Consider the following 26,271-nt stretch of genomic DNA (forward strand, 5'->3'; position numbering starts at 1 on the left):
CACCAGCCAAGTTCGCAGTGTCCCCACACTGCCTTCAGCGCGCTCGCCACTCCCCCAAACGCCCCCGCAAACGGGCCGCGCACTGGCTGTGTAACTGGCTGACCCGAGATTCGCTGACCCCCAGGACCTCACCGATTTCCTTGAGATTCAACTCTTCGTCGTAGTACAGCGCCAACACCAGTCGCTCACGCTCCGGCAAATTGGCAATCGCGTCCGCCAGCGCTGCCTGGAAGCGTTCATCTTCCAGATCGCGCGACGGCTCGAGATGAGCACTCGCGCCATCCTCATGCAGCCCTTCGTGTTCGCCGTCCTGCAACAGGTCGTCGAAACTGAACAAGCGGCTGCCCAGGGTGTCGTTCAAAATCCCGTAGTAATCGTCGAGACTCAATTGGAGTTCGGCCGCAACTTCGTGATCTTTAGCGTCACGACCGGTTTTAGCTTCAATCGAGCGAATTGCGTCGCTGACCATGCGGGTATTGCGGTGGACCGAACGTGGCGCCCAGTCCCCTTTGCGCACTTCATCAAGCATGGCGCCGCGGATCCGGATGCCCGCGTACGTCTCGAAACTCGCGCCTTTGCTGGCGTCATATTTGGTGGATACTTCAAGCAGGCCGATCATCCCGGCCTGGATCAGGTCTTCGACCTGGACACTGGCTGGCAGTCGCGCCAGCAGGTGGTAAGCAATGCGTTTGACCAGTGGCGCGTAACGCTCGATCAGCTCGTACTGCGCGTCACGCGCCGACTTCTTGTAGAGGTTGTAACCGCTGGCTGTCATAGCACGGGTCCTGCCGTTTGTTGCACGAGGCGCTCGACGAAAAACTCCAGGTGCCCACGCGGGTTGGCAGGCAGCGGCCAGGTATCGACCTTTTGTGCGATGGCCTTGAAAGCCAGGGAGCACTTGGAACGAGGGAAGGCTTCATAGACCGCGCGCTGCTTCTGCACAGCCTTGCGCACGCTTTCGTCGTACGGCACCGCACCAACGTATTGTAAGGCGACGTCGAGGAAGCGGTCCGTGACCTTGGTCAACTTGGCGAACAGGTTGCGGCCTTCCTGCGGGCTCTGGGCCATGTTGGCCAGGACGCGGAAGCGGTTCATGCCGTAGTCGCGGTTGAGCAGTTTGATCAGGGCGTAGGCATCCGTGATCGAAGTCGGCTCATCGCAGACCACCAGCAAGACTTCTTGCGCGGCGCGAACAAAACTGACTACCGAGTCACCAATACCCGCAGCGGTGTCGATCACGAGCACGTCGAGGTTGTCGCCGATATCGCTGAACGCCTGGATCAGGCCGGCATGCTGGGCCGGACTCAGATGAACCATGCTTTGTGTACCGGACGCGGCCGGGACGATGCGGATGCCGCCTGGCCCCTGCAACAACACGTCGCGCAGCTCACAGCGGCCTTCGATGACGTCGGCCAGGGTACGTTTGGGTGTCAGTCCCAACAGGACGTCGACATTCGCCAGCCCCAGATCGGCGTCCAGCAGCATGACGCGCCGGCCGAGCTCAGCTAGAGCCAGGGACAAGTTCACTGACACATTAGTCTTCCCGACGCCACCTTTGCCGCCGGTCACCGCGATCACCTGTACGGGATGCATGCTGCCCATGTTATTTCTTTACCTTGTCTTGCATAGACGGAGGCCACATTACTGGCTGCGCGTTCATCAACTGAACAATGCATGGCAGACCATCGATGTAGGTACAAAAACTGTTCATTAATACCTCAGCCAACCTGCTTGGTCGGGCTGTGATAAATATCAGCGAACATGTCAGCCATGGCTTCTTCGCTGGGTTCTTCCTGCATTTGCACGCTAACGGCGCGACTGACCAACTGATGACGACGCGGCAGATGCAGATCATCCGGAATACGCGGTCCATCAGTCAGGTAAGCCACCGGCAATTCATGACTGATCGCCAGGCTCAACACCTCGCCCAAGCTTGCCGTCTCATCCAGTTTAGTCAGGATGCAGCCAGCCAGCCCGCAGCGCTTGTAACTGTGATAAGCGGCGGTTAGAACCTGTTTTTGGCTGGTGGTTGCCAGAACCAGATAATTTTTTGATTTGATGCCACGACCGGCCAGGCTTTCGAGCTGCATGCGCAATGCCGGATCGCTGGCCTGAAGGCCCGCGGTATCGATCAGCACCACGCGCTTGCGCAGCAAAGGATCCAGCGCCTGCACCAGGGACTGGCCCGGATCGACGTGCGTCACCGACACATTGAGGATCCGGCCGAGGGTCTTGAGTTGTTCCTGAGCACCGATGCGGTAGCTGTCCATGCTCACCAGCGCGATGTTCTGCGCGCCGTACTTGAGCACGTAACGGGCCGCGAGCTTGGCCAGGGTGGTGGTCTTGCCCATGCCGGCCGGGCCGACCATGGCAATCACGCCGCCCTCTTCCAGTGGCTCGACTTCCGGTGTGGCGATCATCCGCGCCAGGTGCGCCAGCAACATGCGCCAGGCCTGACGAGGTTCATCAATGTCGGTAATCAGCTCCAGCAGATCGCGGGACAACGGACCGGACAAACCGATGCGTTGCAGGCGGCGCCAAAGGTTGGCCTGGGCCGGGCGGCTGCCTTGCAACTGATTCCAGGCCAGCGAACCGAGTTGTACTTCCATCAGTTCGCGCAGGCTGTTGAGTTCGAAACGCATCGAGTCGAAGGCACGCGGGTCAACACCGGTCGCGGCAGGCGCGGGGGCCGGTGCCGGACGACGAGGTTCAGCGTAGGTCGGCTCGATCAGCGGCTCGGCGGCAGTCAGCGGCAGGCCGGCGAACAACTGGCGATTGGTGGACTTGTCGCTCTCGCCATCGCTGCGCAGGCTCAGTTCGGCCTGGGCGGTGACGATCCGCGACTGGGTCTTGCGCAGCTCATCCTCGAGTTCCATGTTCGGAACACGCGGGGCCAGCGCCGACAGTTTGTAATCCAGAGCGGCCGTCAGCTCGACACCACCGGCGATCCGGCGGTTGCCAATGATGGCGGCATCAGCGCCCAGCTCATCACGAACCAGCTTCATGGCCTGACGCATATCGGCGGCGAAAAAACGCTTAACTTGCATAAACCACTACCTCAGCCGTTGGGCCCTACTGTCGCAACGATGGTCACTTGCTTGTTGTCAGGGATTTCCTGGTAAGCCAACACATGCAAACCCGGGACTGCCAGTCGGCCGAATCGCGACAGCATCGCGCGAACCGGGCCGGCCACCAGCAGAATCACCGGCTGACCTTGCATTTCCTGACGCTGCGCCGCATCGATCAACGAGCGCTGCAGTTTTTCAGCCATGCTTGGCTCCAGCAGAACGCCCTCTTCCGAGCCTTGTCCTGCCTTCTGAAGACTATTGAGCAATATTTGTTCCAACCTTGGCTCCAAGGTGATAACTGGCAGCTCCGACTCAGTCCCCACAATGCTTTGGACGATTGCACGAGATACGCCGACGCGGACGGCGGCCACCAGCGCGGCAGTATCTTGACTCTTGGCGGCATTGTTCGCGATCGCTTCGGCGATGCTGCGAATGTCCCGTACAGGCACTTGTTCGGCCAGCAACGCCTGGAGCACCTTGAGTAGCTGCGACAACGAAACCACGCCCGGCACCAGCTCTTCCGCCAGTTTTGGCGAGCTTTTGGCCAGCAATTGCATGAGTTGCTGCACTTCTTCGTGGCCAATCAGCTCACTGGAGTGCTTGTACAAAATCTGGTTCAAATGGGTTGCCACTACCGTACTGGCATCGACCACGGTGTAACCGAGGGATTGTGCCTGTGCGCGCTGACTCACTTCGATCCAGACCGCCTCCAGCCCGAAAGCCGGATCTTTGGCGGTAATACCGTTGAGCGAACCGTAGACCTGACCAGGGTTGATCGCCAGTTCGCGGTCCGGATAAATCTCCGCTTCGGCCAGGATCACCCCCATCAGGGTGAGGCGATAGGCGCTCGGCGCGAGGTCGAGGTTGTCACGGATATGCACAGTCGGCATCAGGAAGCCCAGATCTTGGGACAGTTTTTTACGCACACCCTTGATCCGCGCCAGCAGCTGACCACCCTGATTGCGGTCCACCAGCGGAATCAGACGATAGCCGACTTCCAGGCCAATCATGTCGATCGGCGTCACATCGTCCCAGCCAAGCTCCTTGGTTTCCTGAGCGCGAGCCGGCGATGGCAGCAATTCCTGCTGACGCTTGACCTCTTGCAGGGCCTGAACCTTGACGATGTTCTGCTTCTTCCAGAACAGGTACGCGCCACCGGCCGCCAGGGCCGCCATGGTCAGAAAGGAAAAGTGCGGCATGCCGGGCACCAGGCCCATCACTGCCATCAGGCCCGCTGCCACGGCCAGCGCCTTGGGCGAGGCGAACATCTGGCGATTGATCTGTTTGCCCATGTCTTCCGAACCGGAAGCACGGGTCACCATGATCGCTGCAGCTGTAGATAACAACAGTGATGGCAATTGCGCCACCAAACCGTCACCGATGGTCAGCAACGCGTAAACCCTGCCCGCATCACCGAAGGTCATGCCGTGCTGGAAGATACCGACCGCCATGCCGCCGATCAGGTTGATGAACAGAATCAGCAAACCGGCGATGGCGTCGCCACGCACGAACTTGCTGGCACCGTCCATGGAACCATAGAACTCGGCCTCCTGGGCCACTTCCATCCGGCGCATCTTGGCCTGGTTCTGATCGATCAGGCCGGCGTTCAAATCGGCGTCGATCGCCATTTGTTTGCCGGGCATCGCATCGAGGGTGAAACGTGCGCTCACCTCGGAAATCCGCCCGGCACCCTTGGTTACCACGACGAAGTTGATGATCATCAAAATCGCGAAAACCACGATACCGACCACGTAGTTACCGCCGATCACCACCTCACCGAACGCCTGGATCACCTTACCGGCGGCGGCGTGGCCGTCCTGCCCGTGAAGCATCACCACTCGCGTGGAGGCCACGTTCAGCGCCAGTCGCAACAACGTTGCCACCAGCAGAATGGTCGGGAACACCGCGAAATCCAGCGGCCGCAACGCGTAGACGCAGACCAGCAGCACGACGATCGACAGCGCGATGTTGAACGTGAAGAACACGTCCAGCAGGAACGGTGGCACCGGCAGCATCATCATGGCCAGCATGACCAGCAGCAACAACGGCACGCCCAGATTGCCCCGACTTAAGTCGGCAACGTTTGTGCGGGCACTGTTGAGTAACTGAGAGCGATCCACCGGTTTTCCCCGTTCCTTTAAAGCAAACTTTTGACGCCTGAAGCAGACGCAGGGCGGCTACTGCAAGAAGCCTTCCAACTTTTGCCGGGAGCTTGGAACAGAGGGGTTTATCAGGGGGATTTGTGCTGTTCGGGCTGACGCTTTCGCGGGCAAGCCACGCTCCTACAGGACGGATGGCACAGATGTTTTTGTGGTCGACGCAAAACCTGTAGGAGCGAGGCTTGCCCGCGAAGGCGTCGGCACGACTAGCGCAAAACTCAGGAATCGCGGCGCAGATCCGGTGGAATCGGCAAGTCATCCTTAAGCGGATCCGGCCGCTTGCCCTTGCCCGCGCGGTGCTGTCGGATCTGGTAGACGTAGGCCAATACCTGAGCGACGGCCAGATAAAGTCCGCCAGGAATTTCCTGCTCCAGCTCCGTGGAGTAATAGATCGAACGCGCCAGGGCCGGAGACTCCAGCAGCAGCACTTCGTTGGCCACGGCGATTTCACGGATTTTCAGGGCCAGGAAATCACTGCCCTTGGCAATCAGCATCGGCGCCGAGCCCTTGTCCGGGTCGTATTTGAGCGCCACGGCATAGTGAGTCGGGTTGGTAATGACCACATCGGCCTCAGGGATGGCCGCCATCATCCGGCGCTGGGACATCTCGCGCTGCAGCTGGCGAATGCGCTGCTTGACCTCCGGCCTCCCCTCCTGATCCTTGTGCTCGTCGCGCACTTCCTGCTTGGTCATCAGCAGCTTCTTGTGGCTTTCCCAGAGCTGCACCGGCACGTCGACGGCGGCGATGATGATCAAGCCGCACGCCATCCACAGGGTGCTCCAGCCGACCACTTGCAGGCTGTGAATGATCGCCATTTCCAACGGCTCGTGCGCAATGCGCATCAGGTCATCGATGTCGGAATTCAACACCGCCAGCGCGACGAACAGCACAATGAAAAACTTCGCCAGGGCCTTGAGCAGTTCCACCAGCGCCTTGGCCGAGAACATCCGCTTCAGCCCCGCGCCGGGGTTCATGCGACTGAATTTCGGCGCCATCGAGCCTGCTGCGAACAGCCAGCCACCGAGGGAAATCGGGCCGAGAAATGCCGCCAGCAGCAAGGTGATCATCACCGGCTGAATCGCCAACAGGGCAATCTGCCCCGAGTGCAGGAGGAAGGTGCCCATGCTGCGCTGATCCAGAATCACTTCCCGCGACAGCGTGAAGTTCATGCGCATCAACTCCATCATGTCCTGCGCCAAAGCCCCGCCGAAAATCAGCAGCGCACCGGCACCGGCAAGCATGATCGCCAAGGTATTGAGCTCTTTGGAGCGCGCAATTTCGCCCTTGTCCCTGGAGTCCTTTTTACGTTTCTCCGTGGGGTCTTCTGTTTTGTCCTGACCGCTTTCGCTCTCAGCCATGACTCAGCGCGCCCGTGCCAGTTCGCGCAACCACTGCAAGGCCTCGGTAGCCAGCGGTTGGTACTGATTGATGATGTCCGCCAGCCCGACCCAGACAATGAACAGCCCGAGCACCAGGGTCAGCGGGAAGCCGATGGAAAAGATGTTCAGTTGCGGCGCGGCGCGGGTCATCACGCCAAACGCGATGTTGACCACCAGCAGCGCCGTGATCGCCGGCAACACCAGCAACAATGCCGCACCCAGCACCCAACCGAGCTTGCCGGCCAGGTCCCAGAATTGCGAAACCATAAAGCCGCTACCGACCGGGAGCGTGGTGAAACTTTCAGTGAGAATTTCGAAGACCACCAAGTGGCCATTCATGGCCAGGAACAACAGCGTCACCAGCATGGTGAAGAACTGCCCGATCACCGCCACCGACACGCCGTTGGTGGGGTCGACCATCGACGCGAAGCCCATGCCCATCTGAATCGAAACGATCTGCCCGGCGACCACGAAGGCCTGGAAGAACAGTTGCAGGGCGAACCCCATCACCGCGCCGATGAGGATCTGCTCGGCAATCAGCAGCAACCCGCTCAAGTCCAGCGCATTGACCGGCGGCATTGGTGGCAACCCGGGCGCAATCACGAGCGTGATCGCGAGGGCGAAATACAGACGCACCCGCTGGGGCACCAGGGTCGTACCAAAAACCGGCATGACCATCAGCAAGCCACCGATGCGAAACAGGGGCAACATGAACGTCGCCACCCAGGTGCTGATCTGGGTATCGGTCAGTTGCAGCAGTGACTGCATGGCTTAGCCGATGACCCGAGGAATATTGCCGTACAACTGCAGGATGTATTCCATGAACGTCTGCACCAGCCACGGACCGGCAACGATCAGCGTCACCAGCATGACCAGCAGGCGCGGCAAGAAGCTCAGGGTTTGTTCGTTGATCTGCGTGGCCGCCTGGAACATCGCGACCAGCAGACCCACCAGCAGACTCGGAATCACCAGCACGGCGACCATCATGGTGGTCAGCCAGAGCGCTTCACGAAAGATGTCTACCGCGACTTCCGGCGTCATGGCGAAACACCGCCGAAGCTACTCGCCAATGTCCCGATGATCAGCGCCCAGCCATCCACCAGCACGAACAGCATGATCTTGAACGGCAGGGAAATGATCAGCGGCGAGAGCATCATCATACCCATGGCCATCAGCACACTGGCGACGACCAGGTCGATGATCAGGAACGGAATGAAGATCATGAAGCCGATCTGGAACGCGGTTTTCAGCTCGGACGTGACGAAGGCCGGCACCAGAATGGTCAGCGGCGCCTGATCCGGCGTGGCGATGTCCGTGCGCTTGGACAGGCGCATGAACAATTCCAGATCACTGCTGCGCGTCTGCGCCAGCATGAAGTCCTTGATCGGCACCTGAGCCTTGGCCACGGCATCCTGCGCGGTGAGTTTTTCCGCCAGATACGGCTGCAAGGCATCCTGATTCACCCGGTCAAACACCGGCGCCATGATGAACAGGGTCAGAAACAGCGCCATGCCCGTGAGGATCTGGTTCGACGGCGTCTGCTGCAGGCCCAGAGCCTGACGCAGGATCGAGAAGACGATGATGATCCGCGTGAAGCTGGTCATCAGCATGACGAACGCCGGAATGAAACTCAGCGCGGTCATGATCAACAGGATTTGCAGGCTGACCGAGTATTCCTGAGCACCCTGGGCGTTGGTGCCCAGGGTGATCGCCGGGATCGACAACGGATCGGCGGCGAAGGCCAGCGGCGCGGCCAGCATCAGGGCCAGCGTCAAGATGATGCGTAGCGCACCCATTACTTCTTATCCTTCTGATCCTTGCCCATCAGTTCCATCAGGCGCAGGGCAAATTCCGGGGTCGCTTTCTCGGTGACCGGTACGTGCACCGGCTCCTTGAGCACATGCAGCGCGGTGATGGTGCCGGGGCTCAAACCGAGCAGGATCTGCTCATTGCCGACCTGCACCAGCATCAATCGGTCACGCGGACCCAGCGCCCGGGAACCGATCAACTCGATCACCTGCGCCTTGCCCGCCGGTCCGGCCTGCTGGACCCGGCGCAGCAGCCAGGCGAGGAAGAAGATCAACCCCAGCACCAACAGCAGACCGAGCACCAACTGCGTCAACTGGCCCGCCACACCGCTACTGACAGCAGGTGCGGCAGCCACCGCAGCATTAGCAACCGGTTCGGCCGCCAACGCACTGAACGGCAAGGCCAGTAACAACCCCAAAAGCTTTTTCACTCAGCGCAGCTTCTTGATGCGTTCGCTTGGGCTGATCACGTCAGTCAGGCGGATGCCGAACTTCTCGTTGACCACCACCACTTCACCGTGAGCGATCAACGTACCGTTGACCAGCACGTCCAGCGGCTCACCGGCCAGGCGATCGAGCTCGATCACCGAACCCTGGTTGAGCTGCAGCAGGTTACGGATGTTGATGTCGGTGCTGCCGACTTCCATGGAAATCGACACCGGGATGTCGAGGATCACGTCCAGGTTCGGACCGTCCAGGGTTACCGGATCGTTGTTTTTCGGCACGCTGCCGAATTCTTCCATCGGCAGACGGTTCGACGACGAACCAGCAGCGTCAGCCGCCAGCAAGGCGTCAATGTCGTCCTGCCCGGCATCACCGGTTTCTTCCAGGGCCGCAGCCCATTCGTCAGCCAGCGCCTGGTCGTCCTGGGTATTCATATCGTCAGCCATCATGTGTCCTCGGCGGGCAACCCATCAGAGGGCAGCCGTCAGTTAAAAGCGAATATGTAGAGGCGCCGGTCAACGGCGCTCGATCGGCTCGATCACTTGCAACGCAAGGTTGCCTTTGTGCGAGCCCATCTTGACCTTGAACGCAGGCACGCCGTTGGCGCGCATGATCATTTCTTCCGGCATTTCGACCGGGATAATGTCCCCCGGCTGCATGTGCAGAATGTCGCGCAGGCGCAACTGGCGACGGGCAACCGTAGCGCCGATCGGCACGTCGACGTCGAGCACGTCCTGGCGCAGGGCATTGACCCAACGCTCGTCCTGATCGTCGAGGTCCGACTGGAAGCCGGCGTCGAGCATTTCGCGGACCGGCTCGATCATCGAGTACGGCATGGTCACGTGCAGGTCGCCGCCACCGCCATCGAGTTCGATGTGGAAGGTCGACACCACAATGGCTTCGCTCGGGCCGACGATGTTGGCCATGGCCGGGTTCACTTCCGAGTTGATGTACTCGAAGTTCACTTCCATGATCGCCTGCCAGGCTTCCTTCAGATCGACGAAGGCCTGCTCCAGCACCATGCGCACCACACGCAGTTCGGTCGGGGTGAATTCACGCCCTTCGATCTTCGCGTGACGGCCGTCGCCGCCGAAGAAGTTGTCCACCAGTTTGAACACCAGTTTGGCGTCGAGGATGAACAGCGCCGTGCCGCGCAACGGCTTGATCTTGACCAGGTTGAGGCTGGTCGGCACGTACAGCGAGTGCACGTATTCGCCAAACTTCATCACCTGCACACCACCGACGGCAACGTCCGCCGAGCGGCGCAGCATGTTGAACATGCTGATGCGGGTGTAGCGGGCGAAACGCTCGTTGATCATTTCCAGGGTCGGCATGCGTCCACGGACGATGCGATCCTGGCTGGTCAGGTCGTAGCTTTTGACACTGCCGGGTTCGGCAGCGGTATCGGTCTGTACCAGACCATCGTCGACACCATGCAACAGCGCATCGATCTCATCCTGGGACAGCAGGTCCTGCACGGCCATGTCGTGTTCCTACTGCAGTACGAAATTAGTGAAAAGCAACTGTTCGATGACCACTTTGCCGAGCTCTTTCTGCGCCACTTCCTGGACGCTGGCCGTGGCTTTCTGGCGCAGCATTTCCTGACCGACCGGCGACGCCAGGGTCGCGAAATCCTGCCCGGAGAACAGCATGACAAGGTTGTTGCGGATGACCGGCATGTGGACTTTCAGGGCTTCCAGGTCAGCCTGATTGCGGCCCTGCATGGTGATGCTCACCTGCATGAAGCGCTGGCGGCCGTTCTGGTTGTAGTTGGCCACGAAGGCCGGCGCCATTTGCTCGAAAACCGCTGGTTGCTTGCCGGCCGGGGCAGTTTCAACCACGGCGGCAGGTTTGCTCTGAGCGCTGTGCATGAAGAACCAGGTCGCTCCCACGGACAAGCCGATCGCCAGCAGCAGGGCCACCACGATCACAATGATCAGCTTGATTTTGCCTTTGGTTGCGGGGTCTTTTACTACTGCTTCGCTCTTCGCCATGCCAATAATCCGTCACTATTCGGGTTTTCACAGTCGCACGGCAAGGCAAGAGCAAGTGTTATGCCAGAAGTGTCGGGAGGTATTGGAGACAGCGAATGATCGGCGAATACCGCACTTGTAGGAGCGAGGCTTGCCCGCGAAGAACGATGACGCGGTTTGTCAGTTAAACCGCAACATCGCTCTTCGCGGGCAAGTCGGAACGCCGAACCGCTCGCTCCTACAAGGGATTGCGTTTGATCAGGCGTAGTAGTCGACGGCGCTGGAACCGATGACACTGGTGGTACTCGCCGCGACTTCGGCAACGGTCGGCGCGAGCTCTTCATCCACGCCATCGAGGCGACCACCGCTGGCGTTACTGCGCCCGCCCTGCCCCTGCTGAGCCTGTTGTTCCTGACCCTGCCCCTGCCAGCCACGCGACTGATCGGACACGTTGACATCGACCTGCCCCATGCCCTGCTGCGCGAACATGTCACGCAAGCGGTGCATCTGACCATCGAGCGCTTCGCGAACGCTTGGATGCGCGCTCATGAAGGTCACTTGGGTCTGCTGGTCCGGCACCATGTTCACCCGAATGTCGAGACGACCCAGTTCGGCCGGTTGCAACTGGATATCGGCCGCCTTGAGATTGGCGCTGGACAGGTACATGACCCGGTTCACGATTTCTTCGGTCCAGCCGCTTTGATTCATCGTGATCGGCTGATTCACCGGTACCGCGTTGGCGGTTTTCGGTGTAGCTGCCTGAGTCAGTGCCGCCAGACGGTTGGCGAAGTCGTCGACGCGGGTATCGCTGCTCGCCGACTTCAAATCCTTGAGGCCGTCATCGATCAACCCACTGAAGGTTTTCTCACCGCCCTGGCTGGTACTGTCCTTGTCCGCCTGCACATCGAGCATGCCCGCCATGCCGGCGGCAAAGTTCTGTGCCGAGGTGGGTTCGCCATCAGCCTGGGCCTGAGCAGCCGTCGGCGCTGCCTTGGGTTGCGCCTGACTGGCAGCGGAAATATGACCGCCCTGCTCCATGGCCATACGCACGGCCGGCAGCGCATCCAGCGGATCGGCTTCAGGATCGAACGCGTCATCCGCCGGTGCGGCAACCTGTACCGCCGCCACTGGCGCAGCAACAGGAGGCGCCTGCACTTGCGGCTGCTCAGTGACCACCACTGGCGGTGCTTGCGGAACCGGAGCTGCCACCACGGCTTGCAACGCTGGCAGCAATGACGGATCGAGAGCCGGATCAACCGGCGCCGTGTCGACGACTACCGGGGTTTCTGCGGTATCCGCGGCAGCTGCGGCATCATCGCTGGCAGCCTTGTCGTCGTCCGGCGCCGGTTTATCGGCGGGCAAGGTTTTGCCGCTATCGGCAACCGTCGGTTCCGGGGCGGCAGCATTGTCGTTGCCGACGCTCTTTTTATCGGGGCTGTCCGGGGCTTTATCGCGCACCGGCTTCGGCGTTCCATCGGTGGCCGCCGAGGGCTTGTTCTGGGCTTGATTGGCGTAGACCTGAGCGAAGCTGGAGGCTTTGTCCCCGGGCTCAGCGGCCAGCGCCGGTGGATTGGCGGAGGCGGCTTGAGTCTTGGCCTGAGCGGCGGCCTGAAGAAGAATATTGGGGGTAACGGGCATGAAACGGTCTCCGCTGCACTGGGATCGTAGGTACAGTTGCGGAGATTGCTGCAAGGGTTGCGCCAGTTTTGTTCGAACGGTGCTAAAAACGCCGGACGGTCGCACTGCCAGCGAGAGAGCGCTGGCGCTCTGCTTCGTAGAGGGTGCGGATAATCGCGAATTCACTATCGATTTCGCTGATCAGTTTCTCGATGCCTTCCAGCGACTCCTGCTTGCTTCGCTGCTCAAGCTCATTGCACAACTGCGCAAGGCGAATGGCGCCCATGTTGCTGCAACTGCCCTTGAAACTGTGCGCAGTGGCACCGAGCGTCTCGGCATCGTCAGCCTTGTGCAGCTGACTCAAGCGCTCTATGGAATCGGCAAGAAAAGTACCCAGCAACATCGGATACTCATCCTCCATGACTTCTTGCAACGCGCTCAGCACGTCGCGATCCAGATGTGTGTCAGCCACTTGCTCACTCCTTGATCAAGAATGCGCGGATTATGCCAGAGCCTCCCAGAAAAATTCCACGCGGGCACTACGACCATCGTCGGACCAGTTGGCGTTACGGCTCAACTGGCGGATCAGACTGACCCCGCGTCCCGACAGACGGGCACCATCGAGGGGGCGCGCCATCACCCTGTCGACATCAAAACCCTTGCCACTGTCTTCGACACGAATTGTCAGGCAACCACCCTCGCCTTTGGGCGCGACCTGCAAATGCAGCCGCACATAGCCGTCCTGCAGCTCGTCCAGACGTGCATTGCGTTGTTGATAATAGCGGGCAAAACCCGAGGCATCGCGTTTCAGGCTTGAGTCCAGCCCCAGCACGCCGTGCTCCAGTGCATTGGAGTACAACTCCGCGAGCACACTGTAAAGCGCACCGCTCTGGGCGCGCAAACCATGCACTTCCAGCAGCAACTGCAAAAGATACGGCAATGGATTGAAGCGCTTGAGGGTGGCCGCACGAAACTCGAAACTCACCGACCAGTCCAGCGGGCAGGACTGACCGCTGTCGGAATACACCAGGGCCGGCGGACTCAGCTGCGCAGCCTCCACCAGGCTGACTTCGACCATGCTGACATCGTCGCGGGCCTCACCGCGAAAATCCCGCAGCGCCTGCTCGATCTCCTCGAACAGCTGATCGGGCCGACGATTGGCCGCAAACACCCGCTGCAATCGCTCGACGCCGAACAACTGCTCATTGGCATCGCACGTATCAATCACCCCGTCAGACAACAGGAACACCCGATCCCCGACCGCCATCGGAAACACTTCGGTGCGGTCGTCGAACGTCTGCGGGCTCAGCACGCCCAGCGGCAAATGCCGAGCGGTCAGCTGTGTGCGCTCGCCGCTGGCAATACTGTGCAGGTAACCGTCCGGCATCCCACCGTTCCAGACCTCCACCGAGCGCCGCTGAAAACTCAGGCACAGCAGCGTCGCACAACAGAACATGTCCACCGGCAGGATGCGCTTGAGCTTGGCGTTCATCTCGCGCAGGGTTTCCGACAGGCCGTAACCCTTGGCGGTCATGCCGTAGAAGACCTCGGCCAGCGGCATCGCCCCGACGGCGGCCGGCAAGCCATGGCCGGTAAAATCGCCGAGCAGCACGTGCATGTCGCCGGCCGGAGTGAACGCCGCGAGCAGCAAATCACCATTGAACAGCGCATAAGGCGATTGCAGGTAGCGGATGTTGGGGGCGTTCAGGCAGCCGGAATGGGCGACCTTGTCGAACACGGCCTTGGCCACACGCTGCTCGTTGAGCAGGTAATCGTGGTGCCTGGCAATTTGGTCGCGCTGCTCCAGCACGGTGGCCTGCAACCGGCGCAAGCGGTCCATTGCCTTGATTTTGGCGGCGAGGATCACCTGGTTATAGGGTTTTGCCAGAAAGTCGTCACCGCCAGCCTCCAGACAGCGCGCCAAGGCTTCGCTTTCGCTCAGCGACGTCAGGAAGATGATCGGCACCAGGGTTTCCCCGGCCAGCGCCTTGATCTGCCGTGCCGCCTCGAAACCGTCCATCACCGGCATCATGGCGTCCATCAAGACCAGTTGCGGTCGTTGTAAGCGAAACGCTTCAACCGCTTCGGCACCGTTGGCCGCCGTCAGGACTTCATGACCCTGGCGACGGACGATACTCGACAGCAGCATGCGGTCGGCCGCGCTGTCTTCGGCAATCAGGATCGTCAGCGACTCGAGCGGCTGCACGTTGGTCAACTGATGTCGAACAGTTTGTCGAAGTTGGAGATGGCGAGAATCTTTCGAACATCCGAATTACTGTTGATCACCCGCACATCGGAATCGTCGCCACCCGCGTGATCGCGCAACAGCAACAACATGCCTAGCGCCGAACTATCAAGATAAGTGGCGTCTTTAAGATCTACGACTATGGAGTCGGGCTTCTTGTTGAGTCGCTCGTAGGACTCGCGAAACTCTTGATGCCGACCGAAATCGAATCGTCCTCTGATCGATATCGTCAGTTTTTGCCCATCCGGAGAGACTTCTGTAACGACTGACATTGAACGGCATCCTTGTCATTGGTGAACATACTTGTACAAGGTTTAGCACTTGACGGAGATGGGGGCAAGGCTGGAAAGGGGCGGAGTTTTTGAGGACGCCTTCGCGGGCAAGCCTCGCGCCTACGGGATTTGTGCCGTTCACGAAATCATGGACGATGCGAAACCTGTAGGAGCGAGGCTTGCTCGCGAAAAACGATAACGCGGCCTGACTGATTCAGTACGGACTCTCACGCGGCAACCGCTGGGACAACTCGTCCATCAGCTTCTGTTCGCGCCTGTCTTCCAGCTGTCGCGCCTCGTCTGCGTAACGCTGAACCAGTTTGCGCAAGCCTTCGACCCGGGCAAATGCCTGCTGCCAGGTTTCCCGTGCCTTGTTCAGATTGTTCTGATGCCACGCCAGGCTTTGTCGCTGCTGATCGATGGCGGTGCCCAGTTGCGCGAGGAAGCCCTGATAACCCAGCAGCCACTGGCCCGAGACGCCGCTGCTGCCGCGCACGATCCATTGCTCCTGATAGTCGAGTCGAAAGGCTTCAAGGTCGGCGAGCTTGCTTTCTGCCACGCGAACCTGGCCCTGAAAATGGCCTAACCGCTGAGCGGCGGTTTTCTCGGCCTTTTCGGCCATTTCGACCACCGGCGCCAGACGCCCTGCCCGACTCTGGGCCATGATCGATTAACCGCCAGCCGCAGGCGCGAAGATCGAGCCCAGATAGGATTCGCTTTCGCCCAGGCTGATGCTGTCGTTCAACCCTTGGCGCAGGTATTTGGCCAGCTGCGGCTGCAGGGAAATCGCCAGGTCGGTCTCGCGATCACCGCCAGCGACGTAGGCGCCGACACTGATCAGATCGCGGCTCTGCTGATAACGCGACCACAGCTGTTTGAAATACTGGGCGCGGGCCATGTGTTCCGGCGACACCACCGACGGCATGACCCGGCTGATCGACGCTTCGATGTCGATGGCCGGGTAATGCCCTTCCTCAGCCAGACGTCGGGACAGGACGATGTGCCCGTCAAGCACACCCCGCGCCGAGTCGGCGATCGGATCCTGCTGGTCATCGCCTTCGGACAACACGGTATAAAACGCGGTGATCGAACCGCCGCCCTTTTCAGCGTTACCCGCCCGCTCCACCAGTTTCGGCAACTTGGCGAACACCGATGGCGGATAACCCTTGGTCGCCGGCGGCTCGCCAATGGCCAGGGCGATTTCCCGCTGGGCCTGGGCGAAGCGAGTCAGCGAGTCCATCAGCAACAGGACATTCTTGCCCTTGTCGCGGAAATACTCGGCGATCCGCGTGCAATACATCGCGGCGCGCAGACGCATCAGCGGCGCATCGTCCGCCGGGGACGCCACGACCACCGAACGCTTGAGCCCTTCTTCACCGAGGATGTGCTCGATGAACTCCTTAACTTCTCGACCCCGTTCACCGATCAGCCCGACGACGATAATGTCGGCCTCGGTGAAGCGGGTCATCATGCCCAGCAGCACACTCTTGCCGACACCGGTACCGGCGAACAGCCCGAGCCGCTGACCGCGACCGACCGTCAACAAACCGTTGATGGAGCGAATGCCCACGTCCAGCGGCTCGCTGATCGGGTGACGCTTGAGCGGGTTGATCGTCGGGCCGTCCATCGGCACCCAGTCTTCAGCCTTCATGCCACCCTTGCCGTCCAGCGCACGACCGGCGCCATCGAGCACCCGTCCGAGCATGCTCATGCCCATCGGCAGACGACCGGTATCGGCCAACGGCACCACACGGGCGCCGGGCGCGATGCCGGCGACACTGCCAACCGGCATCAGAAAGACTTTGCTGCCGGAGAAGCCCATGACTTCGGCTTCGACCTGCACCGGATGGTAACTGTCGTCGTTGATGACCATGCAGCGGCTGCCCATGGCGGCGCGCAAGCCTTCAGCTTCGAGGGTCAGGCCGACCATGCGCAGCAAGCGGCCTTCGAGGATCGGTGCGCCGGCCAGTTCCGTGGCCTCGGCGTAACTGCCCAGGCGCTTGGCGAAGCTGGTGCGATCAAGGCGCATCGGGAACGTCCGGCTCGGCTTCGACGGCAGGTTTGGCGTCGATCGGCAGCTCCAGGCTCAGGTCCGGCGCGGCCGGGTGCAGGGCCTGCTCGTGCAATTGATCGAACAGCTTGTCCATGACCCGGGCGATGCGCGTTTCAACGGTGGCGTCGATGCGACTGTGCTCCGTCTCGACCCGGCAACCACCAGGCAACAAGGCTTCGTCCTCGACGATGCGCCAGGTTTCTTCATGGCGTTCGCGCAGGGCTTTGACCTGTTCGAAATCCTGCGGATTGATGTACAGCCGCACATTGCCCACGCCCAGCGGCAACAGCTTGAGGGCGTCGCGCATGACGTGTTCGATCTGCGTCGAGTCGATGGCCAGTTCGCGCTGAATCACCTGTTTGGTGATGTGCTGAACGAGATCGACCAGCGACTTTTCGATCTGGGTGTCTTGCTCGGCGATAGGCTCGAACAGGTTGGCCATCAGTTGCTCAAGCGCGGCGACTTTCGGCGCCAGGACCGCCTCTGCTTCCTGACGGACCTTGAGCGTGGTGCTGTGAAAACCTTCTTTCTCGCCCGTGGCGAAGCCTTCGTTGTAGGCCTCCTGGCGAATGCTTTCGAGTTCTTCGAGGGTCAGTGGCTGGACTTCTTCCAGCGGCACTTCCTCCATTTCCGGCGGCTCGGGCTCTGGTTCCGGCTCGGGCTCCGGTGCAGGCGGGTCGAAACTGGGCAGCGACCAGGTGTCGAAACCCGCGACGTCCTTGGCGCGGATCAGGTCGGTCTGGGACTCATCATGTTTGGACGACATAGTGACCTTAGATCATCTCTTCGCCGCCCTTCCCGCCGAGAACGATTTCTCCGGCTTCGGCCATACGGCGAGCAATGGTGAGGATTTCTTTCTGTGCGGTTTCCACGTCGCTGACACGCACCGGGCCTTTGGCCTCGAGGTCGTCGCGCAACAGTTCGGCCGCCCGTTTGGACATGTTCTTGAAGATCTTTTCCTTGACGCCTTCGTCCGAGCCTTTGAGGGCCAGTACCAGTACATCGGAGGAGACTTCGCGCAGCAACGCCTGAATCCCGCGGTCGTCGACATCGGACAGGTTGTTGAACACGAACATGAGGTCTTCGATCTGACCGGACAGGTCTTCGTCGACTTCGCGGATCGAGTCCATCAGCTGACCTTCGATCGAGCTGTCGAGGAAGTTCATGATGTCGGCCGCGCGCTTGATGCCACCCAAGGTGGTGCGCGAGGCATTCGAGTTGCCGGAGAACTGCTTCTCGAGAATCTGGTTGAGCTCTTTCAGGGCGGCTGGCTGCACGGTATTCAGCGAGGAAACCCGCAGAATGATGTCCAGTCGCACCTTGTGGTCGAAGTTGCCCAGCACTTCGCCGGCCTGGTCCGGGTCGAGATACGCCACGACGATCGCCTGGATCTGCGGGTGCTCGTAACGGATCACGTCGGCGACGGCGCGCGGTTCCATCCACTTCAGGCTGTCGAGGCCACTGGTGTTGCCGCCCAGCAGGATCCGGTCGATCAGGCCGTTGGCCTTGTCCTCGCCCAGCGCCTGAGTCAGCATTTTGCGCACGTAGTCGTCGGAGCCGACGCCCAGGCTGGTCTGATCGCCGACAATGTCGACGAACTCGCTCATCACCTGCTCGACCTGCTCGCGGTGCACGTTACCCATCTGCGCCATGGCCACACCCACACGCTGGACCTCTTTGGGCCCCATGTGGCGCAACACCTGGGCGGCATCGGTAGAACCGAGAGACAGCAGCAGGATTGCGGCTTTATCGACCCGGGACAGTTTGGCGACGGCGGCTCGGTTATCACTCATCTGCGTTAATCCACTCTTTCACGACCTGGGCCACGCGACCCGGATCTTCTGCCACCAGACTCTTGATTGCGTTCAACTGTGCATCATAGCCTTCGCTCGGGCTTGGCAGCAGGATGCTGGTCGGACCGCCGAGGCTGACGCGGTCGTTGGCCAGTTCGCCGTCCAGGCCGCCCATGCCACCGAGTTCCACGTCGCCGCCAAAGCCGGCCAGCTGTTTGCCTTTGCCGCCATTGGTGATGTTGTTGAGCACCGGACGCAGCACACCGAACACCAGTATCAGGATGAACAAGACACCCAGTACTTGCTTGACGATGTCCCAGAACCACGGCTGGGAGTAGAACGGAATATCGGCAATCACTTCACCGCGCTCGGCGGAGAACGGCATGTTGATCACGCTGACGCTGTCGCCACGACTGGCGTCGAAACCGACGGCGTCCTGTACCAGACGAGTGAAGCGCGCCAATTCGTCGGCGCTCCACGGTGCACGGGTGGTTTCGCCGTTGGCTGCGTTGATCTTGACCTGATCGTCCACCACTACCGACACCGACAGGCGATTCAAACGCCCTTGCTGTTGTTTGGTGTGGCTGATGGAACGGTCGAGCTCGAAGTTCTTGGTGGATTGTTGACGCTTGTCCGCCGGGTACGGTGCCAGCATCGGCTGACCGGTGGCCGGGTCCATGATCTGCTGACCGTTGGCATCCAGCAGTGGCTGGCCTGGCTGCACCATGCCGGCCGACGCGGTAGCGCCGCCCGTGGTTTGCGGCGCCGAGGCAGGCGATGGCGGCTGGTTGCTCAGAGCACCCGGTACGCCTTGCGGGCCATTGCTGGCGGTGCGTTGCTCGTTGACCGACTGCTCGCTGCGCAACGCCGGTTGATCCGGATTGAATTGCTCGGAGGTCGACTCGACAGCACTGAAATCCACGTCCGCCGAGACTTCGGCTTTATAGCGGTCGTTGCCCAGCACCGGTTGCAGGATGTTGTGCACACGCTGAGTGAGCATACTTTCCATGCGACGGCTGTAATCGAATTGCTTGCCGGCCATGGTCAGTTCGGAGTTCTCCGCCTGATCCGAGAGCAGGTTGCCCTTCTGATCGACGACGGTGATCTGCGATTTGCTGAGTTCTGGAACGCTGGTCGCGACCAGGTTGATGATCGCCACCACCTGACCCGGCTCAAGCGAGCGACCGGAATACAGCTCTACCAGCACCGAAGCGCTCGGCTTGCGCTCGTCACGTACGAACACCGAGCTTTTCGGAATCGCCAGGTGCACGCGGGCACCCTTGACGTTGTTCAGGCTGGAGATGGTCCGGGCCAGTTCGCCTTCGAGGCCGCGACGATAACGGGTCGCTTCCATGAACTGGCTGGTGCCGAGCCCCTGGTCCTTGTCGAGAATCTCGAAACCGATATTGCCGTCGCTGGGAGTGACACCAGCGCCCGCGAGCTTCAGTCGCGCACGGGACAGGTCATCGGCCTTGACCAGCAAGGCACCGGAGTTCGGTTCAACGGTATAGGGAATGTCTGCGGCAGCCAGGGTATCCATGACTTGCTTGGCGTCCATACCGGCAAGGCTGCCGTACAGAGGCCGGTAGTCCGGCTGTTGGGACCACAACACCACGGCGAAGCCAATCGCCACGCTCGCAGCCAGGCCGACCAACAGGCCCACCTGACGCAACATGGTCATCTCGGAGAGGTTTTCCAGGAAGGACAAGCCGAACAGCGGCGGTTTGCCGTCTATCGGAGTGGCCTTGGCCGGAACATTATCGGCGACTGCTTCTGCCATGACTCAATCTCGTCCTTAAACCGGCATCTGCATGATGTCTTGGTATGCCTGAACCAGCTTGTTACGCACTTGGGTCAACGCCTGGAAAGACACGCTGGCCTTCTGCGAGGAAATCATCACGTCCGTCAGGTCGACACCACTCTTGCCGATCTCGAAGGCACTGGCCAACTGACTGGAAGCCTGCTGGGTGTCGCTCACTTTATTGACGGCCTGACCGAGCATGTCGGAAAAGCTGCTGCCGCTCAATTCAGGGACGGCGGCAGTCGATTTCGGCGCAGACATGGCATCCATTTGCATGGAACGCATGTCCAGCATCAACCGATTGAATTCAATACCTTGGCTCATGGTCTACTCTCATTGACGACCCGCAATTTTTTGACACTCACTCGGCGGGTAGTGAGGTGTTAGCAACAAGGGTGCCATCTCCGTGGCCGCCCAGAACAAAAGCCCTTTATCAGCTCACAATTTTCTATAGGAGCGAGCCTGCTCGCGATGGTCGTGAACGATAACGCGTCGCTCCTGACTCCATCGCGAGCAGGCTCGCTCCCACAAAGTAAAATCAGGTGGCGAACAGGTACGCTTCCACATCCATTCCGGCATCACGCATTTGCGCCAGTTTGTAGCGCAGGGTGCGAGGACTGATGCCCAGACGCTCTGCCGCTTCTTTGCGACGCCCCCGCTCAGAGCGCAAGGTATCGATGATCATCTGGAATTCGCGGCGACGCAGGTCGTCACCCAGCGCACCGGCAGACTCGGACTCGACTTCCACACCTCGCACCGGCACGGCGGCCAATGCCGGCAACGGCGCACAGGCAACCGGCCCGGCCAGGCAGAAATCCTGCGGCTGGATCACACCGCCCTGCTGCAGGATCAATGCACGCTGAATCGCGTTATCCAGCTCCCGCACATTGCCCGGCCACGGATAGCCGATCAGGCACGCCTGCGCCTCGGGCGACAGTCGCGCCGCCGCGTGCTTCATTTTATTGACGTGCTTGGTCAGCAGCCGCTCGGCCAGCGGCAGGATGTCGGCGGTGCGTTCGCGCAACGGACGCCAGGCCAAAGGAAATACGGACAGGCGATAGTAAAGGTCTTCGCGGAAACGCCCTGCTGCCACTTCACCGGCAAGGTCACGGTTGGTGGTGGCGACGACCCGAATATCCAGCGTGATCGGTTTGCGCGCGCCGACCCGCTCAACTTCGCGCTCCTGTAACACGCGCAGCAACTTGGCTTGAAGACCCAGGGGCATTTCGGAAATTTCGTCGAGCAGAATGGTTCCGCCGTCGGCCTGCTCGAACTTGCCGGCCTGCGCCGCGATGGCGCCAGTGAACGAACCCTTTTCGTGACCGAACAGCGTTGCCTCGAGCATGTTGTCGGGAATCGCCGCGCAATTGATCGCAATGAACGGCTGGCTGGCGCGATGAGAATGCTGATGGATGTAACGCGCCAGCACTTCTTTACCGGTCCCGGACTCACCGGAGATCAACACCGTCGAATCACTGCGCGCCACCCGTGCGGCCAATTCCAGCAACTGCGCACTGGCCGGCTCGAACGCTACAGGCCCCTCACTGTCGGCAGCGCCGAGGCTGCCCAGCGCATGCCGCGCAACCAGATCCAGCAAAGCCTTGGGCTCGAACGGCTTGACCAGATAATCCGCCGCGCCCTGACGCATCGCATCCACCGCGCGCTCTACGGCGCCGTGCGCCGTCATCAGCAGCACCGGCAACTGCGGCTGGCGAGCGCGCAGCAATCCGAGCAGTTGATGGCCGTCCATGCCCGGCATGTTGACGTCACTGAGCACCAGGTTGAACGCCTCGGCTTCAACGGCGTCCAGCGCTTCTTCGGCCGACCCCACGGCTGTGTAGTCATGCCCTGCGAGCAACAGCGTATCGGTCAGTGCTTCGCGTAATGCGCGGTCATCCTCGACCAGTAAAACCTTGATCCCCATGTCGTTCACTCCACTCCCCGGGCACTGCGCTTCTCATCAGAAAACAGCGGCAGAATCACCTGCGCGCAGGTGCCGCGACCCAACCGCGAGTGCAGCTGCAATTCTCCCTGATGGGCACGAGCCACGGCCTTGACCACGGTCAGGCCAAGGCCGGTCCCGGTGGTTTTAGTGGTAAAAAATGGCTCACCCAAACGCGCCAGCACTTTCGTATCGATGCCGCTGCCGCTGTCACTGACGCAGACACGCAGGTTGTTGTCGCGGGTGTAGAGATGGACTTTCAAGCGAACGTCGCCGGCACTGGCCTGGATCGCGTTCTCGATCAGATTGAGAATCGCCCCGACCAACGTGTCGCGATTGCAAAGCAACTCACCCGCATGGCTGTCGCACTGCCAGCGAACCGGCAAATCCTGCACATGGGTCAGCGCCGCTGCCTGCAAGGATTGCATCAGCATTTTCGGCGTAACGCGATCGGTCAGCGGCAGCTCGCCACGAGCGAACACCAGCATGTCGCGCACTTGATGCTCCAGCTCATGCAAACGCTCTTTAAGGCGCCCGGCAAAACGTTGCTGCGTGGCAACCGGCAGTTCTTGCTCGGTCAAATGACTGGCGTAAAGCAATGCGGCGGACAACGGCGTACGAATCTGGTGAGCCAGCGACGCGACCATTCGACCGAGGGAAGACAGGCGTTCGTGGCGAGCCAGTTGATCTTGCAGATGACGGGTTTCGGTCAGGTCGTTTAGCAACACCAACTGGCCGGGCTCGGCATCCAGCGAGCGGGTGGCAATCGACAGACGCCGACCGTCCTTGAGCGAGATTTCGTGACCGTCGTCTTCGCGCGGCGCGAAGCATCGGGCGATGACATGACGCCACAGCTCGCCCTCGAGAGGCAGGCCGAGCAACTCATAAGCAGCGGGGTTGGCTTCACGCACGATGCCCTGGGCGTCGATGACGATAACGCCGCCGGGCAATAGATCGAGGAGGTTTTGCAGGCGGTTGGCCAGGCGTTCTTTTTCCGCCAGTTCCTGCATGCGCTGAGCACTGACCACCGCCAGCTCGCCCTTGAGCTCGGTGACCCGGGCTTCGAGCATGCTGTAGGAGTCGGTCAACTGGCTGGACATCTGGTTGAACAACGCGAAAGCCTGCTCAAGGCCAAGCCGGCTTGCCTGCTCTACGGACGACGTTTGTCCCGAAGCATCAGGGACAGGAGACATCTGGGCGGCTTGGGGCATCGGGCTCTCTCGCTTGGCTGACCGTCAGTTAAACGGAACGTTGCGAGGGATGTAGCAATACCCGTGCCTAAAAAAAACCGCCTACAAATGAACGACTTGAAAAACAGGCGTCAATCATCCGCCTGTTCATCACCGTCGCGACGGCTCATGCCGTACTTGCGCATCTTCTCTACCAGCGTGGTACGACGGATCCGCAACCGCTCGGCAGCACGCGCCACGATGCCATTGGCATCATCCAGCGCCTGCTGGATCAGGCCCTGCTCCAGACCACCAAGGTAGTCTTTCAGGTCCAGGCCTTCCGGCGGCAGCATGGCGTTGGCGGTGAAGTCCGGAGTGTGACCGTTGATGGCCACGCGCTCTTCAAGATCGCTGCGCAAGCTATCGACCAGTTGCTCGTCTTCGTCATCGACGTAACGGAATTTCTTCGGCAACTCGACCACACCGATCACCCCGTACGGGTGCATGATCGCCATGCGCTCCACCAGGTTGGCCAGTTCGCGAACGTTGCCCGGCCAGCCGTGACGGCACAGCGACATGATCGCTGCGGAGTTGAAACGGATCGAACCGCGCTTCTCGTGCTCCATGCGCGAGATCAACTCGTTCATCAGCAGCGGAATGTCTTCGACACGTTCGCGCAGCGGTGCCATCTCGATCGGGAACACGTTCAGGCGGTAGTACAAGTCTTCGCGGAAAGTGCCGATCTCGATCATGCTTTCGAGATTCTTGTGAGTCGCCGCGATGATGCGCACATCGACGCTTTGGGTCTTGTTGCTGCCCACGCGCTCGAAAGTGCGTTCCTGCAGCACGCGCAACAGCTTGACCTGCATCGGCAGCGGCATGTCGCCGATTTCGTCGAGGAACAGCGTACCGCCGTTGGCCAGCTCAAAGCGCCCGGCGCGACTGGTGATCGCCCCGGTGAAGGCGCCTTTCTCATGACCGAACAATTCGCTTTCCAGCAACTCGGCCGGGATCGCCCCGCAGTTGACCGGGACGAACGGCGCGTCACGACGCTTGGAATGGTAGTGCAGGTTGCGCGCGACCACTTCCTTGCCAGTCCCCGACTCGCCAAGGATCAGCACGCTGGCGTCGGTGTCGGCAACTTGCTGCATCATCTGACGGACGTGTTGAATCGCCCGGCTGGTGCCGACAAGACTGCGGAAAAGGTTGGGCTCGCGATGACGACCGCGCTCGCGGGCCTGGTCGTACATCTCGCGATAGACCTGGGCACGGTGCAGCGAATCGAGCAGTTTGCTGTAGCTGGGTGGCATTTCGAGGGTCGAAAGCACTCGACGACGCTGGTCTTCTGGCAAGTCAACGGAAGAATTATCGCCCATTAACAAAACCGGAAGGAACTCATCCCAGGTAGAGAGTGTCTTTAACAAGCCCGGAAGTGCACCAGGAGCATTGACCGTCCCGATGAGGACACAGATCACTTCACGACTTGATGACAAAGAGCCGACAGCCTGCTGCCAGTCATGGCTACCGCAGGGTAAATTTTCTTCGCCAAGAAAATTTAAAATCACCGCCAGGTCGCGGCGGCGGACGCTATCGTCATCAATCAGCAGAATTTTGGTTTCACGCCACATGCAATAGCAACTTCCCTAGTCAACTCAATGCCCGAAATGATGGGGCAAGCTAGACGCTTGCAGACACGTTATGCCTGTAGACGCCTGAAATCTGGAACCAGCCACTAGTTAAGTCAAAAAACCGTGCACAGTCAAATTTATGGCGCACTATGTTTGGATTAACTGAGGATTAATTAACCAAACAGATGGTAAACCTTTGCAGCGTTCTGTGCTTGATGGATCTGCGACATCTCATCAACTATTGCTTGTCGCTCCCCTGTCGCCGCCTCCAGAAGCTGCTTATACACCCCCAGCAACTCTTCAAGATTGTCACGCAAGGCGGCCTCGTCTACCGAAGCTTCACTCAAGACGTCTTCCATGCAGGAACGACAAGCCAGATCCAACTCACCGATGGCTTCCCAATTGCGCTCGGCCAAGGCACCGACGAGGGCATCACGGGTGTGTTCGATACGCTGCAATACAAGACTCATGGTGATCTCCTTAAAACTGCGGACCCGGCGCGGCGATAGCATCCCAGCCTTCTTTGACTGTGCGAAGCAAATCGGCGACTTCGTCGAGAATCTTTGGATCGGTTTTGACGTTGGCTTCTGCCAGGCGCTTCATCATGTAGGTGTACAGCTTGTCCAGCTCACCTACAGACTCAATCGAATTTTCCAGGTCCAGGCCTTCACGCAAGCCACCGACGATCGCGATCGCCTTGCCGATGAAAATGCCTTTGTTGGGAATATCCTTGCGCTCCATGGCACCCTTGGCCTGAGCGATGCGATCCAGCCCACCTTCCATGAGCATTTGCACCAGGCGATGGGGGCTGGCTTCGGAAGTCTGGGCCTGAGCACCAATCTTCTGGTACTGCCGAAGGGCTAACATCGGGTTCATGCTGTACCTCATCAAAACTTTGTGATTCGTATAGCCAGTGTATC

At 60.3% G+C, this 26,271-nt stretch carries 27 protein-coding genes; all 27 read right to left on the minus strand.

Annotated elements, in window-relative coordinates:
- Positions 1–34: 34 nt before the first annotated feature.
- Positions 35–775, minus strand: coding sequence for an RNA polymerase sigma factor FliA (gene fliA / locus IB246_RS17965; RefSeq protein WP_007894214.1), 741 nt, complete (start codon positions 773–775; stop codon positions 35–37).
- Positions 772–1,602, minus strand: a complete 831-nt coding sequence (gene fleN, locus IB246_RS17970; protein WP_008001746.1) for a flagellar synthesis regulator FleN — start codon at positions 1,600–1,602, stop codon at positions 772–774. Before fleN ends, fliA begins: the two co-directional genes overlap by 4 nt.
- 116 nt (positions 1,603–1,718) lie before the next feature.
- Positions 1,719–3,047, minus strand: a complete 1,329-nt coding sequence (gene flhF, locus IB246_RS17975) for a flagellar biosynthesis protein FlhF (RefSeq protein ID WP_008024604.1) — start codon at positions 3,045–3,047, stop codon at positions 1,719–1,721.
- A gap of 11 nt (positions 3,048–3,058) precedes the next feature.
- On the minus strand, positions 3,059–5,188 hold the full coding sequence (gene flhA, locus IB246_RS17980) for a flagellar biosynthesis protein FlhA (protein ID WP_008039816.1): 2,130 nt from the start codon (positions 5,186–5,188) through the stop codon (positions 3,059–3,061).
- Positions 5,189–5,445: 257 nt separating this feature from the next.
- Entirely contained in the window at positions 5,446–6,585 is a 1,140-nt protein-coding gene (gene flhB, locus IB246_RS17985) for a flagellar biosynthesis protein FlhB (RefSeq protein WP_008039815.1), read from the minus strand.
- 3 nt (positions 6,586–6,588) lie between these two features.
- Complete coding sequence (gene fliR, locus IB246_RS17990) at positions 6,589–7,374, minus strand: flagellar biosynthetic protein FliR (protein WP_008039814.1); 786 nt, start codon at positions 7,372–7,374, stop codon at positions 6,589–6,591.
- Between the two features lie 3 nt (positions 7,375–7,377).
- Positions 7,378–7,647 (minus strand): flagellar biosynthesis protein FliQ, encoded by a 270-nt coding sequence (fliQ, locus tag IB246_RS17995; protein ID WP_008024593.1) that lies wholly within the window; start codon positions 7,645–7,647, stop codon positions 7,378–7,380.
- Positions 7,644–8,402, minus strand: a complete 759-nt coding sequence (gene fliP / locus IB246_RS18000) for a flagellar type III secretion system pore protein FliP (RefSeq protein WP_008039813.1) — start codon at positions 8,400–8,402, stop codon at positions 7,644–7,646. Before fliP ends, fliQ begins: the two co-directional genes overlap by 4 nt.
- The gene (gene fliO / locus IB246_RS18005; protein WP_008039812.1) at positions 8,402–8,845 is read right to left on the minus strand and encodes a flagellar biosynthetic protein FliO; all 444 of its coding nucleotides are present in this window, start codon (positions 8,843–8,845) and stop codon (positions 8,402–8,404) included. Before fliO ends, fliP begins: the two co-directional genes overlap by 1 nt.
- On the minus strand, positions 8,846–9,304 hold the full coding sequence (fliN, locus tag IB246_RS18010) for a flagellar motor switch protein FliN (protein ID WP_008039811.1): 459 nt from the start codon (positions 9,302–9,304) through the stop codon (positions 8,846–8,848).
- A 69-nt stretch (positions 9,305–9,373) separates the two neighbouring features.
- Positions 9,374–10,342, minus strand: a complete 969-nt coding sequence (gene fliM, locus IB246_RS18015) for a flagellar motor switch protein FliM (protein ID WP_008024584.1) — start codon at positions 10,340–10,342, stop codon at positions 9,374–9,376.
- A 9-nt stretch (positions 10,343–10,351) separates the two neighbouring features.
- Positions 10,352–10,852, minus strand: coding sequence for a flagellar basal body-associated protein FliL (gene fliL, locus IB246_RS18020; protein ID WP_008039807.1), 501 nt, complete (start codon positions 10,850–10,852; stop codon positions 10,352–10,354).
- A 237-nt stretch (positions 10,853–11,089) separates the two neighbouring features.
- Positions 11,090–12,469 carry a flagellar hook-length control protein FliK gene (locus tag IB246_RS18025; protein WP_008039805.1) on the minus strand — a complete coding sequence of 460 codons (1,380 nt, stop codon included), beginning with the start codon at positions 12,467–12,469 and terminating at the stop codon, positions 11,090–11,092.
- Between the two features lie 82 nt (positions 12,470–12,551).
- Complete coding sequence (locus tag IB246_RS18030; protein WP_008039803.1) at positions 12,552–12,920, minus strand: Hpt domain-containing protein; 369 nt, start codon at positions 12,918–12,920, stop codon at positions 12,552–12,554.
- A 30-nt stretch (positions 12,921–12,950) separates the two neighbouring features.
- Complete coding sequence (locus IB246_RS18035; RefSeq protein WP_032832517.1) at positions 12,951–14,654, minus strand: fused response regulator/phosphatase; 1,704 nt, start codon at positions 14,652–14,654, stop codon at positions 12,951–12,953.
- Between the two features lie 5 nt (positions 14,655–14,659).
- Positions 14,660–14,965, minus strand: coding sequence for an STAS domain-containing protein (locus tag IB246_RS18040; protein WP_008039800.1), 306 nt, complete (start codon positions 14,963–14,965; stop codon positions 14,660–14,662).
- A gap of 214 nt (positions 14,966–15,179) precedes the next feature.
- Entirely contained in the window at positions 15,180–15,629 is a 450-nt protein-coding gene (gene fliJ / locus IB246_RS18045) for a flagellar export protein FliJ (RefSeq protein WP_008024572.1), read from the minus strand.
- Between the two features lie 6 nt (positions 15,630–15,635).
- Positions 15,636–16,994, minus strand: a complete 1,359-nt coding sequence (fliI, locus tag IB246_RS18050) for a flagellar protein export ATPase FliI (RefSeq protein ID WP_192226042.1) — start codon at positions 16,992–16,994, stop codon at positions 15,636–15,638.
- A complete protein-coding gene (gene fliH, locus IB246_RS18055) occupies positions 16,984–17,784 on the minus strand; it encodes a flagellar assembly protein FliH (RefSeq protein WP_008035210.1) in 801 nt (266 codons plus the stop codon). Before fliH ends, fliI begins: the two co-directional genes overlap by 11 nt.
- A 7-nt stretch (positions 17,785–17,791) precedes the next feature.
- Positions 17,792–18,811 carry a flagellar motor switch protein FliG gene (gene fliG, locus IB246_RS18060; RefSeq protein WP_003184041.1) on the minus strand — a complete coding sequence of 340 codons (1,020 nt, stop codon included), beginning with the start codon at positions 18,809–18,811 and terminating at the stop codon, positions 17,792–17,794.
- Complete coding sequence (gene fliF, locus IB246_RS18065; protein ID WP_008044586.1) at positions 18,804–20,591, minus strand: flagellar basal-body MS-ring/collar protein FliF; 1,788 nt, start codon at positions 20,589–20,591, stop codon at positions 18,804–18,806. The genes fliG and fliF overlap by 8 nt, the downstream gene beginning before the upstream one ends.
- Before the next feature lie 15 nt (positions 20,592–20,606).
- Positions 20,607–20,936, minus strand: coding sequence for a flagellar hook-basal body complex protein FliE (fliE, locus tag IB246_RS18070; protein WP_008044594.1), 330 nt, complete (start codon positions 20,934–20,936; stop codon positions 20,607–20,609).
- A gap of 214 nt (positions 20,937–21,150) precedes the next feature.
- Entirely contained in the window at positions 21,151–22,536 is a 1,386-nt protein-coding gene (locus tag IB246_RS18075) for a sigma-54-dependent transcriptional regulator (RefSeq protein WP_008044596.1), read from the minus strand.
- Between the two features lie 5 nt (positions 22,537–22,541).
- On the minus strand, positions 22,542–23,765 hold the full coding sequence (locus IB246_RS18080; RefSeq protein ID WP_008044598.1) for a sensor histidine kinase: 1,224 nt from the start codon (positions 23,763–23,765) through the stop codon (positions 22,542–22,544).
- Positions 23,766–23,875: 110 nt separating this feature from the next.
- Positions 23,876–25,351, minus strand: a complete 1,476-nt coding sequence (locus IB246_RS18085; RefSeq protein WP_008044600.1) for a sigma-54 dependent transcriptional regulator — start codon at positions 25,349–25,351, stop codon at positions 23,876–23,878.
- 173 nt (positions 25,352–25,524) lie between these two features.
- Positions 25,525–25,821 (minus strand): hypothetical protein, encoded by a 297-nt coding sequence (locus IB246_RS18090; protein ID WP_008044601.1) that lies wholly within the window; start codon positions 25,819–25,821, stop codon positions 25,525–25,527.
- Between the two features lie 10 nt (positions 25,822–25,831).
- Complete coding sequence (gene fliS / locus IB246_RS18095) at positions 25,832–26,227, minus strand: flagellar export chaperone FliS (RefSeq protein ID WP_008044602.1); 396 nt, start codon at positions 26,225–26,227, stop codon at positions 25,832–25,834.
- Positions 26,228–26,271: the final 44 nt, after the last annotated feature.

Source organism: Pseudomonas sp. PDM01 (genome assembly GCF_014852325.1).
Lineage (GTDB): Bacteria > Pseudomonadota > Gammaproteobacteria > Pseudomonadales > Pseudomonadaceae > Aquipseudomonas > Aquipseudomonas migulae.

What these genes read in the sequence shown, in the direction of transcription:
- fliE (WP_008044594.1), bottom strand. Translation starts at nt 20,936, where the DNA reads ATGAGCCAAGGTATTGAATTCAATCGGTTGATGCTGGACATGCGTTCC.
- fliH (WP_008035210.1), bottom strand. Translation starts at nt 17,784, where the DNA reads ATGTCGTCCAAACATGATGAGTCCCAGACCGACCTGATCCGCGCCAAG.
- fliL (WP_008039807.1), bottom strand. Translation starts at nt 10,852, where the DNA reads ATGGCGAAGAGCGAAGCAGTAGTAAAAGACCCCGCAACCAAAGGCAAA.
- fliS (WP_008044602.1), bottom strand. Translation starts at nt 26,227, where the DNA reads ATGAACCCGATGTTAGCCCTTCGGCAGTACCAGAAGATTGGTGCTCAG.
- fliR (WP_008039814.1), bottom strand. Translation starts at nt 7,374, where the DNA reads ATGCAGTCACTGCTGCAACTGACCGATACCCAGATCAGCACCTGGGTG.
- fleN (WP_008001746.1), bottom strand. Translation starts at nt 1,602, where the DNA reads ATGGGCAGCATGCATCCCGTACAGGTGATCGCGGTGACCGGCGGCAAA.
- fliG (WP_003184041.1), bottom strand. Translation starts at nt 18,811, where the DNA reads ATGAGTGATAACCGAGCCGCCGTCGCCAAACTGTCCCGGGTCGATAAA.
- IB246_RS18025 (WP_008039805.1), bottom strand. Translation starts at nt 12,469, where the DNA reads ATGCCCGTTACCCCCAATATTCTTCTTCAGGCCGCCGCTCAGGCCAAG.
- IB246_RS18075 (WP_008044596.1), bottom strand. Translation starts at nt 22,536, where the DNA reads ATGGGGATCAAGGTTTTACTGGTCGAGGATGACCGCGCATTACGCGAA.
- fliJ (WP_008024572.1), bottom strand. Translation starts at nt 15,629, where the DNA reads ATGGCCCAGAGTCGGGCAGGGCGTCTGGCGCCGGTGGTCGAAATGGCC.
- IB246_RS18085 (WP_008044600.1), bottom strand. Translation starts at nt 25,351, where the DNA reads ATGTGGCGTGAAACCAAAATTCTGCTGATTGATGACGATAGCGTCCGC.
- flhB (WP_008039815.1), bottom strand. Translation starts at nt 6,585, where the DNA reads ATGGCTGAGAGCGAAAGCGGTCAGGACAAAACAGAAGACCCCACGGAG.
- fliI (WP_192226042.1), bottom strand. Translation starts at nt 16,994, where the DNA reads ATGCGCCTTGATCGCACCAGCTTCGCCAAGCGCCTGGGCAGTTACGCC.
- fliN (WP_008039811.1), bottom strand. Translation starts at nt 9,304, where the DNA reads ATGGCTGACGATATGAATACCCAGGACGACCAGGCGCTGGCTGACGAA.
- IB246_RS18080 (WP_008044598.1), bottom strand. Translation starts at nt 23,765, where the DNA reads ATGCCCCAAGCCGCCCAGATGTCTCCTGTCCCTGATGCTTCGGGACAA.
- fliQ (WP_008024593.1), bottom strand. Translation starts at nt 7,647, where the DNA reads ATGACGCCGGAAGTCGCGGTAGACATCTTTCGTGAAGCGCTCTGGCTG.
- IB246_RS18090 (WP_008044601.1), bottom strand. Translation starts at nt 25,821, where the DNA reads ATGAGTCTTGTATTGCAGCGTATCGAACACACCCGTGATGCCCTCGTC.
- IB246_RS18040 (WP_008039800.1), bottom strand. Translation starts at nt 14,965, where the DNA reads ATGTCAGTCGTTACAGAAGTCTCTCCGGATGGGCAAAAACTGACGATA.
- fliA (WP_007894214.1), bottom strand. Translation starts at nt 775, where the DNA reads ATGACAGCCAGCGGTTACAACCTCTACAAGAAGTCGGCGCGTGACGCG.
- flhF (WP_008024604.1), bottom strand. Translation starts at nt 3,047, where the DNA reads ATGCAAGTTAAGCGTTTTTTCGCCGCCGATATGCGTCAGGCCATGAAG.
- fliF (WP_008044586.1), bottom strand. Translation starts at nt 20,591, where the DNA reads ATGGCAGAAGCAGTCGCCGATAATGTTCCGGCCAAGGCCACTCCGATA.
- fliM (WP_008024584.1), bottom strand. Translation starts at nt 10,342, where the DNA reads ATGGCCGTGCAGGACCTGCTGTCCCAGGATGAGATCGATGCGCTGTTG.
- fliP (WP_008039813.1), bottom strand. Translation starts at nt 8,402, where the DNA reads ATGGGTGCGCTACGCATCATCTTGACGCTGGCCCTGATGCTGGCCGCG.